At 65.2% G+C, this 16,328-nt stretch carries 16 protein-coding genes; 6 read left to right on the top strand and 10 right to left on the bottom strand.

The window, feature by feature from the left end:
• The first annotated feature begins 335 nt into the window (after positions 1–335).
• A complete protein-coding gene (locus EV147_RS13925) occupies positions 336–1,493 on the top strand; it encodes an FAD binding domain-containing protein (protein WP_130391748.1) in 1,158 nt (385 codons plus the stop codon).
• A 48-nt stretch (positions 1,494–1,541) separates the two neighbouring features.
• Here EV147_RS13925 and EV147_RS13920 read toward each other — a convergent pair whose 3' ends face one another.
• The 3 genes from EV147_RS13920 to EV147_RS13910 all read right to left on the bottom strand — a co-directional run bounded on the left by EV147_RS13920 (position 1,542) and on the right by EV147_RS13910 (position 5,392).
• A complete protein-coding gene (locus EV147_RS13920; protein WP_130391747.1) occupies positions 1,542–2,813 on the bottom strand; it encodes a c-type cytochrome in 1,272 nt (423 codons plus the stop codon).
• Between the two features lie 11 nt (positions 2,814–2,824).
• Positions 2,825–4,594, bottom strand: a complete 1,770-nt coding sequence (locus EV147_RS13915) for a GMC family oxidoreductase (protein WP_130391746.1) — start codon at positions 4,592–4,594, stop codon at positions 2,825–2,827.
• Between the two features lie 90 nt (positions 4,595–4,684).
• Entirely contained in the window at positions 4,685–5,392 is a 708-nt protein-coding gene (locus EV147_RS13910; RefSeq protein WP_130391745.1) for a gluconate 2-dehydrogenase subunit 3 family protein, read from the bottom strand.
• Between the two features lie 324 nt (positions 5,393–5,716).
• Here EV147_RS13910 and EV147_RS13905 point away from each other — a divergent pair, with 324 nt between their 5' ends.
• Both EV147_RS13905 and EV147_RS13900 read left to right on the top strand, forming a co-directional pair.
• Positions 5,717–6,661 carry a histone deacetylase family protein gene (locus EV147_RS13905; RefSeq protein WP_130391744.1) on the top strand — a complete coding sequence of 315 codons (945 nt, stop codon included), beginning with the start codon at positions 5,717–5,719 and terminating at the stop codon, positions 6,659–6,661.
• 76 nt (positions 6,662–6,737) lie between these two features.
• Positions 6,738–7,490: an HAD family hydrolase gene (locus tag EV147_RS13900; RefSeq protein ID WP_130391743.1), complete on the top strand. Its 753-nt coding sequence runs from the start codon at positions 6,738–6,740 to the stop codon at positions 7,488–7,490.
• Between the two features lie 22 nt (positions 7,491–7,512).
• Here EV147_RS13900 and EV147_RS13895 read toward each other — a convergent pair whose 3' ends face one another.
• The 3 genes from EV147_RS13895 to EV147_RS13885 all read right to left on the bottom strand — a co-directional run bounded on the left by EV147_RS13895 (position 7,513) and on the right by EV147_RS13885 (position 9,352).
• Positions 7,513–7,692, bottom strand: coding sequence for a hypothetical protein (locus EV147_RS13895; RefSeq protein ID WP_130391742.1), 180 nt, complete (start codon positions 7,690–7,692; stop codon positions 7,513–7,515).
• Positions 7,693–7,777: 85 nt separating this feature from the next.
• Positions 7,778–8,068: a hypothetical protein gene (locus EV147_RS13890; RefSeq protein ID WP_130391741.1), complete on the bottom strand. Its 291-nt coding sequence runs from the start codon at positions 8,066–8,068 to the stop codon at positions 7,778–7,780.
• Between the two features lie 36 nt (positions 8,069–8,104).
• Positions 8,105–9,352: a serine hydrolase domain-containing protein gene (locus tag EV147_RS13885; protein WP_130391740.1), complete on the bottom strand. Its 1,248-nt coding sequence runs from the start codon at positions 9,350–9,352 to the stop codon at positions 8,105–8,107.
• A gap of 221 nt (positions 9,353–9,573) precedes the next feature.
• On the opposite strand from EV147_RS13885, the gene EV147_RS13880 reads away from it, so the two are divergent.
• Positions 9,574–10,554, top strand: coding sequence for a tripartite tricarboxylate transporter substrate binding protein (locus EV147_RS13880; RefSeq protein WP_130391739.1), 981 nt, complete (start codon positions 9,574–9,576; stop codon positions 10,552–10,554).
• 15 nt (positions 10,555–10,569) lie between these two features.
• On the opposite strand, the gene EV147_RS13875 is transcribed toward EV147_RS13880, so the two are convergent.
• Positions 10,570–11,766 (bottom strand): GGDEF domain-containing protein, encoded by a 1,197-nt coding sequence (locus tag EV147_RS13875; protein WP_130391738.1) that lies wholly within the window; start codon positions 11,764–11,766, stop codon positions 10,570–10,572.
• Between the two features lie 162 nt (positions 11,767–11,928).
• Positions 11,929–12,888 (bottom strand): hypothetical protein, encoded by a 960-nt coding sequence (locus EV147_RS13870; protein WP_407923231.1) that lies wholly within the window; start codon positions 12,886–12,888, stop codon positions 11,929–11,931.
• Here EV147_RS13870 and EV147_RS25965 point away from each other — a divergent pair.
• The gene (locus EV147_RS25965; RefSeq protein WP_157994690.1) at positions 12,887–13,060 is read left to right on the top strand and encodes a hypothetical protein; all 174 of its coding nucleotides are present in this window, start codon (positions 12,887–12,889) and stop codon (positions 13,058–13,060) included. The two genes, EV147_RS13870 and EV147_RS25965, sit on opposite strands and share 2 nt — an antisense overlap.
• 85 nt (positions 13,061–13,145) lie before the next feature.
• The gene (locus EV147_RS13865) at positions 13,146–13,325 is read left to right on the top strand and encodes a CsbD family protein (RefSeq protein WP_130391736.1); all 180 of its coding nucleotides are present in this window, start codon (positions 13,146–13,148) and stop codon (positions 13,323–13,325) included.
• Positions 13,326–13,429: 104 nt separating this feature from the next.
• On the opposite strand, the gene EV147_RS13860 is transcribed toward EV147_RS13865, so the two are convergent.
• Both EV147_RS13860 and EV147_RS13855 read right to left on the bottom strand, forming a co-directional pair.
• On the bottom strand, positions 13,430–13,879 hold the full coding sequence (locus EV147_RS13860) for a hypothetical protein (RefSeq protein ID WP_130391735.1): 450 nt from the start codon (positions 13,877–13,879) through the stop codon (positions 13,430–13,432).
• Positions 13,876–16,263, bottom strand: a complete 2,388-nt coding sequence (locus EV147_RS13855) for a hypothetical protein (RefSeq protein ID WP_235844734.1) — start codon at positions 16,261–16,263, stop codon at positions 13,876–13,878. The genes EV147_RS13860 and EV147_RS13855 overlap by 4 nt, the downstream gene beginning before the upstream one ends.
• Positions 16,264–16,328 lie beyond the last annotated feature (65 nt).

Below are 16,328 nucleotides of genomic sequence, written 5' to 3'. Positions count from 1 at the left end.
TAAGTTTGAGGTTTTATCGGCCAGCGCTGCGTCGTCTTGCTGTGTTTCGCTGCGTTGCTGCGCTGTCCATGGGTAGAACTATAGCGGCCGGCAGCACGGCGAAAACAGGCTATCGCTGTCATAGTTATTCAAAATAATTGAATTATGAAAGCGGCGAACTATCCGCGTGGTGGAGGTAGGCCAATCCGGGGCGGTGTGAGGGGCCGTTCATACGATGGTGTGAGTCCGCGTCAACGACCGCGCAATGGCGCCCACCACAGGCGCGCGCCTACGATGGACTGGCGTTGACGGGGAAAGGCCCCGTGGCGCTTTGCCCCCACAAGGAGATCGCAGCCATGGCCAAGTCGCCATCCCCCAAAGCCATCATCATCGGCGGTTCGCTCGGCGGGCTGCTGACCGCGGTCTGCCTGCGCGCCGCCGGCTGGGACGCCCAGGTGTTCGAGCGCTCCCCGCTGGCGCTGGACAGCCGCGGTGGCGGCCTGGTGTTGCAGCCGGCCGTGGAAGCCGCGCTCGACTTCGCCGGCATTCCGGCCGGGCCGGATTTTGGCGTGCCGTCGCGCGACCGTACCTTCGTCTCGCGCAACGGATCGATCCGCCGCATGTACATGCCGCAGACGCAGATCGCCTGGAACGGGCTCTACCAGCGGCTGCGCCAGGCCGTGGACCCGGCCACGCTGCATGCCGGCGAGACATTCGTATCCTTTGCCGAGGAGGGGGCGGGCGCGGGCCGGCGCGTGTCGGTGCGCTTCGCGTCGGGGCGCGTGGAGCAGGGCGACCTGCTGGTGGCCGCCGACGGACCGCTCTCCGCGGTGCGCAGCCAGGTGCTGCCCGATGCCGCGCCACGCTACGCCGGCTATGCGGCCTGGCGTGGCGTGCTGCCCGAGCGCGCGCTGACCGAGGGTGCGCGTGAGCTGCTGCAAGGCACGTTCGCATTCCAGGACGGGCGCGGCCACCAGTTCCTGACCTACGCCATCCCCGGCGAGGACGGCAGCGTGCGGATCGGCGAGCGCCGCCAGAACTGGGTCTGGTACCGCCCCGTGGCGCAGGGCGCGATGCTCGATGCCGTACTGCGCGACCGCAAGGGCCAGCAGCATACGCACTCGCTGCCCCCCGGCGCGATGCGCGATGCCGAGGTGCGCATGCTGCAACTGGCCGCGCTCGACGTGCTGGCCCCCCATCTGGCGAGCCTGGTCACGGCCACGCCCGACCCGTTCCTGCAACTGATCCAGGACTACGAGGCGCCGCACATGGTGTTCGGCCGCGTGGTGCTGCTCGGCGACGCGGCGTTCGTGGCGCGTCCGCATACCGGCGCCGGCGCCGGCAAGGCGGCCGCGAACGCGCTGGCACTGGCCGAGGCGCTGCGCACCGGGCCGGTCGATACGGCGCTCGCGGAGTTCGAGGCCAGCCAGTTGCCGGCCGACCGGCAACTGGTGCGCTGGGGCATCACGCTGGGCCGCCGCATCATGGGCGGCGCGGTGGCGCAACTGGCGTGAGAGGGAAGAACCCGTGGCGGCGCGCGCTGCCACGGGCAGGCCGTTGGCCTAGTGCGCCGGGGCCAGCGAGGTCCGGACGGCCTTCACGTTGCGCTCGGACACCGGCGCGGCGTGGTTGGTCCAGCCCTGGCGCAGGAACGTGGCCAGCTCGGCTACCTCGGCGTCGTTCATGCGATGCGCGAAGCCGGGCATCACGAGGATCGACGGCGCCCTGGCCGTGGACGGCGTGCGGGCACCGGCCAGGATCACGTTGACCAGCGCGGCCGGGCTGTCGGCATTGACCACGGTGGCGCCATCGACACGCGGGAACACGCGCTCCGCACCCTTGCCGGTCACGAAGTGGCAGGCCGCGCAGTTGTCGAGGTAGAGCCGTTCGCCAAGCGTCAGGTTCTTCGCGGCGGTCAGCTTGCGCACCGTGGCCTCGGCACCCTGCGGCTTGACGGCGGCGGCCGGCGCCGGAACGGGCGACAGGCTCTTCAGGTAGGCCGCGATCGCCGAGAGGTCGGCGGTGCGCATGTGCGAGGTGCTGTGCTCCACCACGGCGGTCATCTCGCCCGCCACGGCGGCGGTGCGGTTACGGCCGGTCTGCAGGTAGTCGACGATGTCCTGGCTCGTCCAGTGCGGCATGCCGCGCAGCGACGGCACGGGCCAGCCGTTCAGGTCGCCGCCGGCCAGGTACTGCGCGTCGGCGCCCGAATCGGCCTTCTCGTTCATGGCGAAGCCGCGCGGCGTGTGGCAACTGCTGCAGTGGCCCAGGCCCTCCACGAGGTAGGCGCCCAGCTTGACCTGGTCGGTCCATTCCTTGCGCGGCGCGAACGGCTGGTTCGACGTGAAGACGTAGTTCCAGACCGCCATGCCCCAGCGCAGGTTGAACGGAAAGTCCATGCTGGTTTCGGGCGGTACGGCGCCGCTGGGCTTCACGCCTTCCATGAAGAACGCGTACAGCGCATGGATATCGGCGTCGGTCACCTTGTTGTAGTTCGGGTACGGCATGGCCGGGTACAGGTGCTGGCCGTCGGCCCGCACGCCCTTGCGCACCGCGTCGGCGAACTGCTTCTCGGTGTACTTGCCGATGCCGTGCTGCTTGTCCGGCGTGATGTTGGTCGAGTAGATGATGCCGTGGCCGCTGTCGATCGGCAGGCCGCCGCCGTACTCGGGCTTGCCTGGTGCGCTGTGGCAGGCCATGCAGTCGCCCACGCGGGCCAGGTAGGCGCCGCGCTGCAGCAGCGCGGGGTCCGAGGCCGCGAGCGCGGTCGGCGCCAGCGACGCCGCCACGGCGCCGAACGCGGCGGCAATGAAGAAGGAACGGAAGATAGTCATGTTCGTCGTGATCAGGCCTGCACCAGCGGTCCCGGATTCTTGAGGTACTGCTTCTTGATGGCGTCGGCGGCCATCAGCGTGATGGCGCCGATCGTGGCGGTGGGGTTGGCCTGGAAGTTCTGCGGGAACGCGTTGCCGCCCGGCACGAACACGTTGTGCACGTCCCACGACTGCAGGTAGCGGTTCAGCGCCGAATCGCGCGGCGAGGTGCCCATGATCGCGCCGCCAACGTTGTGGGTGGACACGTACTTGGTGATGTCCCAGTGCGAGTCGAGCGCGAGGAAGCTCTCGGACATCGCATCGGGCTTCATCTCCTTCGAGATCTTCAGCACGATCTCGCGCAGGTAGCGCTGGAGCTTCAGCTCGTTCTCGCGCCAGTCAAAGGTCATGCGCAACAGCGGCTGGCCCCAGGGGTCCTTGTAGCGCGGGTCGAGGTCGAGATAATGGCCGCGGTACGACATGCAGGTGGTGGTGATGCTGATCTTCATCGAGCGCCCGTACCAGTCCACCATGCCTTCCTTCCAGCCCTTGCCCCAGCTCGGCGTGCCCGGCGGCAGAGCGGTGCCGATCGGTGCGCCGGTGGCCTGCGAGCTATGGATCTTGGCGCCGCCGATGAAGCCCAGCGAGGGGCCGTCGAAATTGCCCGGCGAGATGTCGTTGAACATCTCTCCCGTGGCGCCGGCGGTGGCGAACGGATTGAAGTGCTTGTCCTTGAAGAACAGCGTGGCGCCGCCATTGCTCAGGAACGCGTAGTTGCGGCCCACGGTGCCGGTTTCGGAGACCGGGTCGTACGGCTTGCCGATGCCCGACAGCAGCATCAGGCGCACGTTGGCGAACTGGAAGCTCGACAGCACCACGATCTTCGCGGGCTGGAACACCTCGTTGCCCTTTTCGTCGATGTAGGTCACGCCGCGCGCCGTCTTGCGGTCCTTGTGCAGGTCCACGCGGATCACGTTGGCGTTCACCCGGTACGAGAAATTCGGCATGCGCTTGACCACGTCGAGCACGGTGGTCTGGGGCGATGCCTTCGAGTAGTTCAGGCACGGGTATTTGCTGCAGTAGCCGCAGTAGTTGCACGGCGCCAGTTGCGCGCCGTACGGGTTGGTCCACGCCTGCGACACGTTGGCCGACGGGTTCGGGAACGGGTGATAGCCCATTTTCCGCGCCGTCTCGGCGAACATCGAGCAGTTCAGCGTGTCCTGCAGCGCGGGCAGCGGGTAGGGGTTGGAGCGCGGGCCCTCGAACGGGTCGCCGCCGGGCTGCACCTGGCCGCGCAGGTTGCCGGTGTTGCCGGACAGACCGCAGACCTTGTCGAAGAAGTCATAGTACGGCTCGATCTCGTCCCACGTGAACGGGAAGTCCTTGATGCGCATGTCGGCATCGAGCGTGCCACGCCGGTACGCCTGGTCCGCGTAGGTCTTGAGCTTGATGTCGGTGGGGGTTGGGCGGATCAGCACGCCGGTCCAGTGCAGGCCGGAGCCGCCCACGCCGGTGCCGGGCGCGAACGCGCCCCACTTGCGCGTGGGCAGCGCGGTTTCGTCCTGCTTGTAGCGCACGGTCAGCGCGGCATCGCGCGGTGTGGCGAAGACCTTGTTGCGCGTGGCGTAGCCGTACTGGTCGGCGGGCTTCGGGTAGGCGAAATCCTCGGGGGGACGGTCGGGGCCGCGCTCGAGCGCGCGCACCTTGAGGCCGGCCTGGGCCAGTTCGATGGCCATCAGCGAACCGGCCCATCCAAGGCCGACGATGACGACATCGACGTCGTCGTTGGTGATCTGGGGCATGTGACGTGCTTGTTCCGGGCGTGACGGTTCGGCGGCGCCGGCCGTTCACGCATCCAATGGGAAAGGGGGGAGAGTCGTGGCGCGGGCCGCTCAGGCGCGCTTGCCGCTGACGCTGACCGGGCCGAGCGGGTAGGGCACGTTGTGCTGGTCTACCCACTCGATGTACTGGGCGCGTGCGCCGGGGAAGCCGATGGCGACCCAAGCTTTCATGTCCTTGTTGCCGCCGTACATCGGATCGGCCAGATAGCCGTTCTTGGTGTCGCCCAGCAATTGCGAGAAGAACTGCGAAGCCTTGAGCTGCGTCTCGCCGAGCGCGGCGAAATCGATGGCGTCCTTCTGCAGCGCGGTCAGCAGCGCGTCCTGCTGTCCGGCGGACAGCCGCTGGAATGGCTGGCCATGGCGCGCGGCGGCGGCCTGCTGCACCAGGGCGATCCCGCGCCGGTAGACGTCCTGCGGCGCGTAGGGCAACTGGAAACCGAGCGTCCTGGGCGCGGCTACGTTGTGCGGGCCCTGCAGGTAGATGTCGTCGCCCAGGCCGCCCTTGAGCTGCTGGTCGATGAACACGGGAACATTGGTTTCGAGCGCGCCGGGGCCCTTGCCCTCGGCCGGGATCAGGCGGTCGCAGGCGGCCAGGATGAACTGCCACTCGGCGGCGCTGAAAAAGACGGGCTGGTAGTGCTGCAGGTGCACGTCTTCCAGACCCTTGGCGCGCAGCTCGTGCAGCGGGATGGCCGCAACCGGCACGGCGACGGCTGTCGCCTTCAGGAAATTACGACGTGAGAACGGGGGCGTAGACATGTGAGGTCCGTTGTTATCAGGCGTCGTCCCCACGCGAATCTCTCATGGCGCCGCGTGCGGCCACCCCGGATTCGTCTCACGCTGGAAATGGTCGGTCATCGTACATCTAAATTGTTACGGAGGGCAATGATTAGATTGCTAACAGATTGTTCAGCGGGATGAACAATGTGATGAGGTGGGGGCGCCCTGCACCCGCTCGGCGACATCGCACCAATGCTTTGATATATTACATACCAGAAGGCGACAGTCTGTCCGGAGGAGCCGGCAGACGTGCGGTGCAGGAAAAAGGTCGCCCATCCGAGCAAGGACAGGAGACAGCCGAACATGGCAGCTACCCTCATCTACACCCACGCCGCGTGCCTGGAGCATCGCCCCGGTCCGCACCATCCGGAATCGCCCGAACGCCTGAGGGCCGTGGTCGATGCGCTGCGAGCGCCACACTTCGCCGCGCTGGCATGGCGCGATGCGCCGATGGGCACGGTCGAACAGTTGCGGCTGATCCACGATGCGGACTACATCGAGGAGATCGCGCAGCGCCGTCCCGCCCACGGATATGTGCCGCTCGACGCAGGCGATACCGTCATGTCGCCCGGTTCATGGGAGGCGGTCATGCGCTGCGTTGGCGCGGCGTGCGCGGGGGTGGATGCAGTGATGGCAGGCGAGGCGCGCAACGTGTTCTGCGCCACGCGGCCGTGCGGCCATCACGCCGAACCGGGGCAGGCGATGGGGTTCTGCATTTTCAACCAGGCGGCCATTGCGGCAGCCTATGCCTGCGAAGTCCACAAGCTCGGGCGCGTGGCCGTGGTTGATTTCGATGTGCATCACGGCAACGGCACCCAATCCGCCTTCTTCGACCGTCCGGAGCTGTTCTACGCGTCCAGCCACCAGTCGCCGTTCTATCCCGGTACGGGCGCGCGGTCCGAAACCGGCGTGAGCCACAACATCGTCAACGTGCCGTTGCCGCGCGGCTGCGATTCGAAGCAATTCCGCGAGGCCATCTCGGCCCAGGTGCTCCCGGCACTCACGGCGTTTGCGCCCGAGATTCTCATTGTCTCCGCCGGCTTCGACGCGCATCGGCTGGACCCCCTTGCGGGCATGAACCTGGAGGACAGCGATTTCCAGTGGATCACCAGCGAACTGATGCGGATCGCCGACCAGACCTGCGACGGCCGCATCGTGTCGATCCTGGAAGGGGGTTACAGCCTGGACGCCCTGGCCACGAGTACGGCGGCGCACGTCAGTACCCTGATGCAAGCCGAAGCGGCGTGATTTTTCCGACGGCCGGACGCGGACCTGTTAGATTCGGCGTCGTCTGCCTTCGTCCGCCTTCGTCCGCCGTCCCGCCATGTCCCCGTTTGCCAGCATCGCCGCCATTTCCCTCGATCTTGACGACACGCTGTGGCCGTTCGGCCCGGCGGTGCTGCGCGCGGAACAGATCCTGCATGACTGGCTGCTCGACCAGGCGCCGCGCACGTCGGCCGTGCTGACGTCGCCACAGGTGCTCAGGACGTTGCGTGCCGAATTCGAGTCGGCGCGGCCCGAGTTGTCGCACGACTTGCGCGGACTCCGGGTCGGTTCGATCCGGATGCTGCTGGAACGGTCCGGCGAGGATCCGGCGCTGGCCGAGGCCGCCTACGACGTGTTCTTTGCCGCCCGGCAACGCGTGGATTTCTTCGAGGATGCGTTCCCGGCGCTGGAGTGGCTTAGTGCCCGGTTTCCGCTGGTGGCGCTGTCCAATGGCACGGCCAGCCTGACCGTGACGGGCGGACACCATTTCTTCCGGGCGGCGTTGAATCCGGAAAGCACCGGGTTTGCCAAGCCCGAGGAAGCCATGTTCCGCGCAGCTGCCGAGGCGGCAGGCTGCCGTCCCGGACAGATGCTGCACGTGGGCGACGATGCGGATCTCGATGTGGTGGGCGCGCTCGCGGCGGGTTGCCATGCGGCATGGCTGGTGCGCGGCGCCGCGGCGGAGGGCGCGGTGTGGACGCGCGGCGGCAGGGCGCCGCACCTGGTGATACGCGATCTCTACGCGCTGTGCCGGGCCATCGACCCGGCGTGCCCGGTGGCCCGGGCAATGCCCGCCGCCGTACTGGTATAACCGGGGGGGCGGGCGCGGCGGGTCAGTCGCCGGTCTTTTCCGGCGGCACGGCCTTGCCCAGCAGCTTGCCGAGCAGCCCGTTCTTGCTGGCGGCCTGCTGGCGCTGCGTCTTCGGCGCCGTGCCGGCGCGGTTGGCCCCGGCCTGCTTCAGGCTGTTGTTGATCTTCAGGCCCTTGTTCTTCTCGAGGTCGGTTTTCTTCACGGACGTCGTTCCATTTGGTTAAGGGCGGGATTGTACGCAGGTGTGGCGCGCTGCGGGGCGCCACCGTGTCTGTTCGCCGTGGAAATCAGTCGCTGGCGCGCGCTTCGCGCTCGTCGCCCTTGATCGCCGCCTTGGTAGCCTGGTAGCCGCGCTTGCTGGTGTCGGCCACGGCGTGTCCCACGGCCCTGGCGCCATGCCCCACCGCCCGCGCCGCGTCGGCCACGGCGTGACCGGTCTTGCGGCCCGCTTCCTTGACGTCGGCCTTGAAGTTGTCCTTGAAGGCGCGCGCGTCGGCGCCCACGCTGGCATGGGCCAACGGGGCCAGGCCGGCCGTCAGGGCGATCGACAGCGCGAGGAGCGTCTTGCGAAGAGTCATGGCGGGCTGGGGCGTGCGGTTGGACTGGCGGCCATTCTACCTGCCCGGCCCCGGATCGGTGATCGCGCTATAGACCATCGTGCGTAGCTGGCGCCGCACCGGATAGGCCGAGGACGGCAGCAACTGCGTCAGGAACAGGCCGATCAGGTCCTCGCTTGGATCGACCCAGAAGAAAGTGCTTGCTGCGCCACCCCAGAAAAAATCGCCCGCGCTGCCCGGCATCAGCGTGCTGGCCGGCGTGATCGTCGTGGCAAAGCCGAGACCGAAGCCCACGCCCTCGTAGGTAGCCTCGCTGAACATCGAGCGTGACAGGCGCGGCAGGTCCACGCCGCCCGGCAGATGGTTGGCCGTCATCAGTGCCACGGTCTTCGGACCCAGCAGCCGCACGCCGTCCAGTTCGCCACCATTGAGCAGCATGCGCGCGAAGCGCATGTAATCGGCGGCCGTCGAGACCAGCCCGCCGCCGCCGGACAGGAATCCTGGCGGCTGCAGGTAGGGGCTGGACTGCGGATCGTCCTGCAGCATCGGCCCCCGTGGCGAGATCACCTTCGAGCCCAGCGCGCCGATGGCGTAGCAGGCGCAGAAGCGGTCGGCCTTGTGCGCGGGCACGTGGAAACCGGTATCAGCCATGCCGAGCGGGTCGAAGATGCGCAACTTCAGGAAGGCGTCGAACGGCATGCCGCTGACCTTGCCCACGAGGTAGCCAAGCACATCGGTGGCCACCGAGTAGTTCCAGGCCTCGCCCGGCGAGAATTCGAGCGGCACGGTGGCCAGTTTCTCCACCATCTCGTCGAGCGTGCCGGCCGTGGCCAGTTCGCCGAGCTTGAGCTTGCGGTAGGCGGCATCGACATTGCTGTTCTGCTGGAAGCCGTAGGTCAGCCCCGAGGTGTGGCGCAGCAGGTCCACCACGAGCATCGGCCGCGCGGGCGGCCGCGTCTGGAAGCTCTCCATGAAGCCGCCGGTGAAGACGCCAAGGTTCTCCCACGCGGGAATGTACTTGCTGACCGGATCGTCGAGCGCGATGCGGCACTCCTCCACCAGCATCATGATGGCCACCGAGGTGATCGGCTTGGTCATCGAATAAATGCGGAAGATCGAATCCTCGGCCAGCGGCACCTGCCGCTCGCGGTCGGCCATGCCCACCACCGAGTTCAGCGCCAGCGCGCCGCGCCGCCAGACCTGCACCAGCGCGCCGGGCAGCTTGCCGGGCGCGACATAGTGTTCGTCGATGAAGCGTTCGATCCGGCTCAGCCGTTCCCTGGACATCCCCTGCGTGTCTTGCATCGTCGTGCGCCTCCGCTGTGAAATGGCCCCGCTAGCATAAATGAAGGCGGGGCCGCGCGACAGGCCATGACCTGCCCGGGATCGGACTGCCGTGCGGTTTCAGCCTGCAAAACTTTGGTGCGGTGCAGAGTGACACCGGCCGGCGCGGGGGCCTATAAGCCCCTGTATCCCGCCGTGGCGGCGGTTTTATCCCGCAAAACCGAACCGATTCAGGAGCGCGCATGCATCCCGTTGGCAAGTTCTCGCTGTGGCTGCTTTCCTTCCCGATGCTGGCGGCCGTGCCCGCCGCCCAGGCCCAGGGACCGGCTTGGCCGGCCAAGCCGGTGCGGATGGTGGTGCCTTATCCGCCGGGCGGCCCGACCGATATCGTGGCGCGGCTCGTGGGCCAGAAGCTCGGAGAACGGCTGGGCCAGCCCATCGTGGTCGAGAACCGGCCCGGCGCAGGCGGCAATATCGGCGCCGAAGCCGTGGCCCGTGCGGCGCCCGACGGCTACACGATGCTGGTGGCTACCACCGCCCATGCCATCAACATGACGCTGTTCTCGAAACCGGGCTACGACACGCGCAAGGATTTCACGCCGGTGTCGATGCTCACCAGCGGCCCGCTGGTGCTGGTGACGGCGCCCGCCACGCCGGCCACGAGCGTGGCCGAGCTGATCGCGCTGGCCAAGGCCAGCCCGGGCAAGGTCACGTTCGCCAGCTCCGGCAACGGGCAGTCCACGCACCTGGCCGCCGAACTGTTCGACAGCATGGCCGGTATCAAGATGACCCATGTGCCCTACAAGGGCAGCGCCCCGGCGCTGACGGACGTGATGGCGGGCCAGGCCACGGTGATGTTCGATACGATGCTGAGCGCGATGCCGTTCGTGCGCGATGGCAAGCTGCGCGCGCTGGCGGTGACCGGCGCGGCGCGGTCGCCGGCCGCGCCCGATGTACCCACCGTGGCGCAGGCCGGATTGCCCGGCTACGAAGCCACTGCCTGGAATGCGCTGATGGTGCCGGCGGGCACGCCGCCGGCCGTCATCGACAAGCTCGGCGAGGCGCTCAAGGCCGTGCTGACGCAGGAGGATGTGCGGGCCCGCTTCGCCACGCAGGGGTTTGCCGCCAACTGGACCTCGCCGGCGGAGACCGGGAAGTTCGTGGCCAACGAGATTGACAAGTGGGGCAAGGTGGCCAGGGCGTCGGGCGCGACCGTCGACTGACGCCGCCGCCGCACATCAGGCCGGGCTGACCACCTCGATGCGGTTGCGCTCGCGCTTGGCGCGGTAGAGCGCCTGATCCACCTCGCGCAGCAGCGCATCGAAATCGGGGATGCTGGCGAGGGTATCGGTATCGGCCACGCCGGCGCTGAATTCGAGCGTGAACGGCAGCCACGGCGTAACCGGCCCGGCGTGCAGCGCGTCGCGCAGCCGTTGCAGGAAGCCATGTGCCTGCGTGACGTCGGTGTGCGGCAGCAGTACCAGGAATTCCTCGCCGCCCCAGCGCACCAGCACATCGCTCTGACGCTTCAGCCGCAGCACCGTGTTCGAGAACGCCTGCAGCGCGGCATCGCCGATCGCGTGGCCATACTGGTCGTTGATGCCCTTGAAGCGGTCCAGATCGATCATCGCAATGGCCAGCGGATGCGGATTGGTGCGGGCGCGCTGCCATTCGGCCTCGACGATCTCTCCGGCTCCGCGCCGGTTCAGCGCGCCGGTCAGGGAGTCGGTGCGGCTCAGGCTCACGATGCGCTGCCGCAGTTGCTCCTGCAGGGCCAGCGCATAGCTCAGCGTGAGCAGGAACGAGACCAGCGCATCCATCAGCAAGGCATCGATGCTGGGGAAGAACGGCGCGTGGAACGGCAGGGGCGGCAGCGGGTGCAACACCAGCATCACCGTGCCGGAGCCCTGGTAGGCCAGCAACACGGCCTGACCGGCCAGCAGCCCCCATGCGCCGCGATAGCTGCGTGCCATGCGGCAGGTGACCCGCGCCTGAATGGCGATCGAGGCAAACATTGCAGCGCAGAACCACGCCATGGCGTAGGCGCCGTGCAGCGTGAAGGCCGTGCCAAGCAGGTAGACGGCTGGCACGCCCAGCAACATGCGCAGGTGCCAGCGGCGCGAGCGTCCGCGTTCGAGCAGGTGGCAGAGCGCCAGCGTATGCGCGCCCACGGCGGTGATCAACAGCGTGGTGCCCACGGCATGCGCCGCCGCCGGGGAGAAGACCGGTAGCCAGGCCAGCGCTCCTGACGGCACGCCCGGCTGCAGCAGCGCCGCGACGTGATACGCGGCGATCAGCAAATCGCCGGCCAACCACCAATGCAGCGATGTGTTGTGCTTGCCCAGGCCAAGGTAGGACAGGCACAGCAGCAGCGTCGTCATCAGGCCAAATGGCGTGATGGCGGCAAGGAGGATGACGGGGTCGTTCAGAAGCATTGGCGGGCGGGCGCCGAGGGAAGGGCGTGAGTGTATCGCGGCGGTTCGCCGCGGTATACGCGCCTTCCGGCAATATCGGCATCGTATCCGCCGCTTTTACGTTCGCTTACAACGAAGTTGTACGATGAGTGGCGTATAAGGCTCTTTGAGAGCTGGTCTGGCTCAGAAACTGGCCGCCAGGCCCAGCGAGACGCCCGACACATTGTTGCCAAATACATAGCGCACCACGGCCCGGATGCGGGTCACGAAGACCTCATGCGCGCTGGTATCGAGTTCGAGCCCGGTGCCGAGCGTGGTCAGCCGGTTGAAGCCGAGTACATTCGCCTGGCTGCCGAGATATTGCGAATGTGAGAGTTCCAGCACATAACGCACTGGCCTGTCGAGGGCGCGCAGGCCGGTGGGTGCCCGCCAGCGCGCGTAGAGATTGGCGGTCTGGGCGGTGGCCGAGCCGGTCACGCCGGCCGCCGTGCCGCCAAAGGTCCTGAGGTGGATATTGGTATACCGCAGTTCCAGGTCGATATCGTGCTCGGGCCGGTAATGCTCCCAGTCCAGCATGACCGAGCCGCCCAGGCCGTAGGCATTGAGTGACCCCTTGTCGAGAAAGTTGATCTGCTGGTCGATGGCGCGCTCGACTACGAACGTAGCCACGGCCAGATCGCTCGACACGTTGCCGATCGAGCCATTCAAAATTGGCCGAAATACGAGTTCCTTGTTTTCGGTCAGCGGGAAATCCCAGCCAATGCCCACGGTGCCGGACACGGTATTCCAGCGGGTGGGAATCTGACGGGATTCCGTGCCGTCGCTGGCGACGAAGGTGGGGTCGTAGCGGCTGTAGGCGATGGCGCCTTCCAGATAGACCGGGAACGATTTGCTGACCGTGAAGCCGCCGCCCAGTTGCGACATCATGATGCCGGGATCGCCACTGCTGGCGTTATTGATCGACAGCGAACTCGACGCCAGATCGGGCACCACCGAGTAGGCCATCAGCGCCATCACCCCATTGGCCTGCTTCTGCACATTGGCACCGGCGATGCGGAACTGTGCCTGCGCCGGGGCCGCGGTAGCCAGGCAGGCGAGGACTAACAGGGCAGACAGGGCGGCGGGGACGGATTTCATGCGCATGCAGACACTGCATTTTGGAACACGTGGCGGCGCCCATGGTCGCAAGGAAAGCCGGCGGGGGGAATTCAGTTTTCTCGCGCGGCGACTTAAGGAAAATGCGGTGGATTTCCCACAGCCCGACGCGGCGGCGTCCTACATGGCGCTCCCCGGCAGCTTCCTAAACTATCCCTGAGCCCCGCTTTCGACGCCATCCGGCCTGCCAGGCTGGCGGTGGACGGGAACCGGGCCTTCTTCGACCGACTTCAAGGAGCGCGAACATGAACAAGGACCAGGTGAAAGGCCGCATGAACGAGGCCAAGGGCAAGGCCAAGGAACTGGCCGGCAAGATGACCGGCAAAACCTCGACGGAAATGAAGGGCAAGGCCGAGCAGGTGGCCGGCCGCACCCAGTCGTCGTATGGCGATACGAAGGAAAACCTGAAGAAGAATCCGAAGTAATCTGGGCGGATTCTTGACAAGTGGGGCGGGGCAGATGCCCCGCTTCGTCGTTTGGGTTCAGTGGCGACAAGCGTTCGGGATCATTTCGACATTTCGTCGCACCGCTAACCATTTTTTGAGCGGTCTTGCCAGGCGCAGCCGTTTGTCTCAGTAAAGTCGACGTTCGGGTCCCGAATGTAGTCGAAACTTGTCTTCGACTTGTAGTTGGTGTAAGAGAAATGCGCGACCATCGAGCCTTGGCTCACCATTTCGTATTCGCCTGTGAATCTTCCGTCTAGTACTTCCCACCATATATTCGTTTCCTGGTAGGGGCGATCTGGGGCGACAACATCCACTTGCCGATATTTGCTGATTAACGGTATCACGCGTGTCGAACCTTCATATCTCGCCACGGCGCCGGACCATTTCACGCCCGGATCGTAGTAACTGCGAAACTCGATACCACGGGATTTTCCGGAAAGATTTGTCAAGCACAAGACGTCAACGCTGACTGCCAGGGCTGGTAATGATAAAAAGGTGAAGCAGAATATGATGGGGGATACAAAAAGCCTCATTTCGGTCTCTGCCTGTCTAAAAAAACCTTGATGCGATGTAAAGCTGGGTAGTATTTTAGTTTCCCACCTGCGGTGGGGGAACGTCCTGACGAATCGAGAATTGGCTCCATTTTGCTGTTCCGGCGCCAAGTGAATGTTATGAAGATATTGCCTTGGAAAATTCTGTCGAGAAGGATATTTTGCAGGTAGACAACCGTTTGCAGACGTGCATCGAGTCCATTCAGGTTCTCGATACGTACATAGCCGTTTACATCCTTGCTCACGGTGATCGCATGTTGTTGCTCAACGCCTTTGTCCATATGGCTCAGCATGCCGGCTCGCATCGCCACGTAGAAACCTGCACTGTCCGCGCAATTCTGTCGATGTGCATTCCCCTGATTGTCGGCTGCAATGAGTAGATCGGGGTCCCATCCGAGTTTCCGGAACTGCTCGCGCGTATCGTTTCGGCTCGGGAAGGCGCGGAAGACTCCGTAACGCTGGTAATTCTCCAAATGAGTCAATTGGATAAGTCCGCGACCATAATAAGGACTATAGTGTTTGTTCTCGCCCCCCTCCTCCTTTACCAACCGCAGGTATGCAGTTTCTGGCACAACATGTGAAAGCCAGTGAAGCATCCGTTGCATAGTAGAGGAGACGCCGTATTTTCTAGCCGCTCCATTAAATGGCCGTTTCCAGTTTACGACCCTGCGCCAGACAGTATCCCACGGCACGCCATGCGCATCGAACCGGCGACCATTCAGATGCAGCAACTTCCTCGGAAAACACTGCGCCAGCTCCTCCGCACTCAACCACCCACACTTCCTGAAATGCCGGATAAACGCCATCGGATGGAAGTACCAGAACTTCTTTCCCTCGCCGAGCGGCGTTTGGCCCATGAACTGGAATTTCCGGTTGAACCGCAGAAAGTTCTCGTAGCCGTCCGGATCGATATCCATGCGCCTGCCGAAAAACTCGCCCGGTTCCTTGAGCCGTTGGTAGCGCGCTTCGATATTGCTGGCGTCCCATTCGCTCGGGGCGTGGCAGATCAGGCCCCGCAGCTTCTGGCGGACCGCTTCGCTGCCTCGGATATAGGAAGTCACGAGCTTGTCGGGTTTGCAGTCCTCCTCCGTCTCGATGTTCGGAAAGCGCCCCTGGTCTGCCTCGTTCAGCAAGCTCACGAGTTCGTCGTAGTCGCACAGGCCGTCATCGTCGAATGGCGTGTTGCCTTCACAGACTTTCTGCCAGCCCATGAACGCCGGAAAATCGGCGTCTGAGAGCTTCTGGATCGTGTCCTGATTGATATCGATATAGCCCTGGCGCTCCGCCGTGAATGGCACGGCGACCCACGTCATCCGTTTGCCCGGCACCAAAATCGGCGCGTCGCTCAAAATGCGTCCGAAGCGCAACATTTCATAGCCGTCGCTCGGGCAATCGGGATACAGCGTGGTGGCGCGGTCGTAAAGCTTGTATTCGTAGTCGGCGTAGCTGTCTCGAACGGGGCTTGGCGTCAACGGGATGATCTTGCCGTCCTTGCCGAGCCACGAGCGGGTATGACGCTGGCCCTTGAGGAAATACACCTCGACGTACAACGTGCTGGCATCGTCCAGCACGCCATCGCTGAGCGGAGGGAAATAGGCGCTGGTGGCACGCGTCAATCCAGGTGGCACGCTGGCGAACCGCTGTCCGCCCGGAATCACGAAATAGGTGTGCCCCCAATATTCCTCCGATGCCGGCGTGATGGGATTGGCCGCGGCGCGCGCGTCATTGCCTGGCCGCTCGAACCATGCCGAGAAATCCTCCTCGGTCATGAAAATCTCGAAATGAATCTGGCCCACCTGATGCATGCGGCCCGGATATCCCAGGAGATCCTTGCGATATACCTTGATGCCAGTTGGTGCCACGACGCCATCGGTGGGAAAACACAGCCAGCGCGGCAATTCGGAAGCCGAACCTGTTTCGGGCGGATTATTCACCTGCGCCCCGATGTTGAGGTACGAGGACAGGTCCAGCAAGTGCATGTACAGCGAATAAAACGTGATGGTCCGGCCTTCGTCCGTCTCGGTACGGTGCCGTAGCAGCACGAAGCCGATATTGGATTTCCGTGGACGGCCATTGCACAGGTCGTCCTCGCTCTGGATGATCGGTTTCTGCGCGACACGGTAGGCCACCACCTCGCCGTCAGCGATGGCGTGTACCCCCTCGTTCTGTTTCCGGGGGCACAGATGCATGCCGCAATGCCAGCGGCGATCGAGCGTAATCGGAAAAACGCCATGTCCGATGGGCTCGTACCAGTCGATCCAATCGGCCATCGGATCGGTGGACACCACCTCGGCGGGCGCTAGCGCGTCTTGAGGGAGGAACGGCGGGCTGATCAGCATGAGGCAGGGCAGGCGTGAAAACGCCATACCCTAGCCGCATGCTGATCGGAGCGGTATCCCACCGCGACGCGCCCTTAACCGAACGCAAATTC

Source organism: Cupriavidus agavae (assembly GCF_004217045.1).
Lineage (GTDB): Bacteria > Pseudomonadota > Gammaproteobacteria > Burkholderiales > Burkholderiaceae > Cupriavidus > Cupriavidus agavae.
This window is presented reverse-complemented; position numbering and strand designations above follow the sequence as displayed.

What these genes read in the sequence shown, in the direction of transcription:
- EV147_RS13860 (WP_130391735.1), bottom strand. Translation starts at nt 13,879, where the DNA reads ATGAGGCTTTTTGTATCCCCCATCATATTCTGCTTCACCTTTTTATCA.
- EV147_RS13920 (WP_130391747.1), bottom strand. Translation starts at nt 2,813, where the DNA reads ATGACTATCTTCCGTTCCTTCTTCATTGCCGCCGCGTTCGGCGCCGTG.
- EV147_RS13855 (WP_235844734.1), bottom strand. Translation starts at nt 16,263, where the DNA reads ATGGCGTTTTCACGCCTGCCCTGCCTCATGCTGATCAGCCCGCCGTTC.
- EV147_RS13905 (WP_130391744.1), top strand. Translation starts at nt 5,717, where the DNA reads ATGGCAGCTACCCTCATCTACACCCACGCCGCGTGCCTGGAGCATCGC.
- EV147_RS13890 (WP_130391741.1), bottom strand. Translation starts at nt 8,068, where the DNA reads ATGACTCTTCGCAAGACGCTCCTCGCGCTGTCGATCGCCCTGACGGCC.
- EV147_RS13925 (WP_130391748.1), top strand. Translation starts at nt 336, where the DNA reads ATGGCCAAGTCGCCATCCCCCAAAGCCATCATCATCGGCGGTTCGCTC.
- EV147_RS13900 (WP_130391743.1), top strand. Translation starts at nt 6,738, where the DNA reads ATGTCCCCGTTTGCCAGCATCGCCGCCATTTCCCTCGATCTTGACGAC.
- EV147_RS25965 (WP_157994690.1), top strand. Translation starts at nt 12,887, where the DNA reads ATGCAGACACTGCATTTTGGAACACGTGGCGGCGCCCATGGTCGCAAG.
- EV147_RS13880 (WP_130391739.1), top strand. Translation starts at nt 9,574, where the DNA reads ATGCATCCCGTTGGCAAGTTCTCGCTGTGGCTGCTTTCCTTCCCGATG.
- EV147_RS13885 (WP_130391740.1), bottom strand. Translation starts at nt 9,352, where the DNA reads ATGCAAGACACGCAGGGGATGTCCAGGGAACGGCTGAGCCGGATCGAA.
- EV147_RS13870 (WP_407923231.1), bottom strand. Translation starts at nt 12,888, where the DNA reads ATGCGCATGAAATCCGTCCCCGCCGCCCTGTCTGCCCTGTTAGTCCTC.
- EV147_RS13915 (WP_130391746.1), bottom strand. Translation starts at nt 4,594, where the DNA reads ATGCCCCAGATCACCAACGACGACGTCGATGTCGTCATCGTCGGCCTT.
- EV147_RS13875 (WP_130391738.1), bottom strand. Translation starts at nt 11,766, where the DNA reads ATGCTTCTGAACGACCCCGTCATCCTCCTTGCCGCCATCACGCCATTT.
- EV147_RS13865 (WP_130391736.1), top strand. Translation starts at nt 13,146, where the DNA reads ATGAACAAGGACCAGGTGAAAGGCCGCATGAACGAGGCCAAGGGCAAG.
- EV147_RS13910 (WP_130391745.1), bottom strand. Translation starts at nt 5,392, where the DNA reads ATGTCTACGCCCCCGTTCTCACGTCGTAATTTCCTGAAGGCGACAGCC.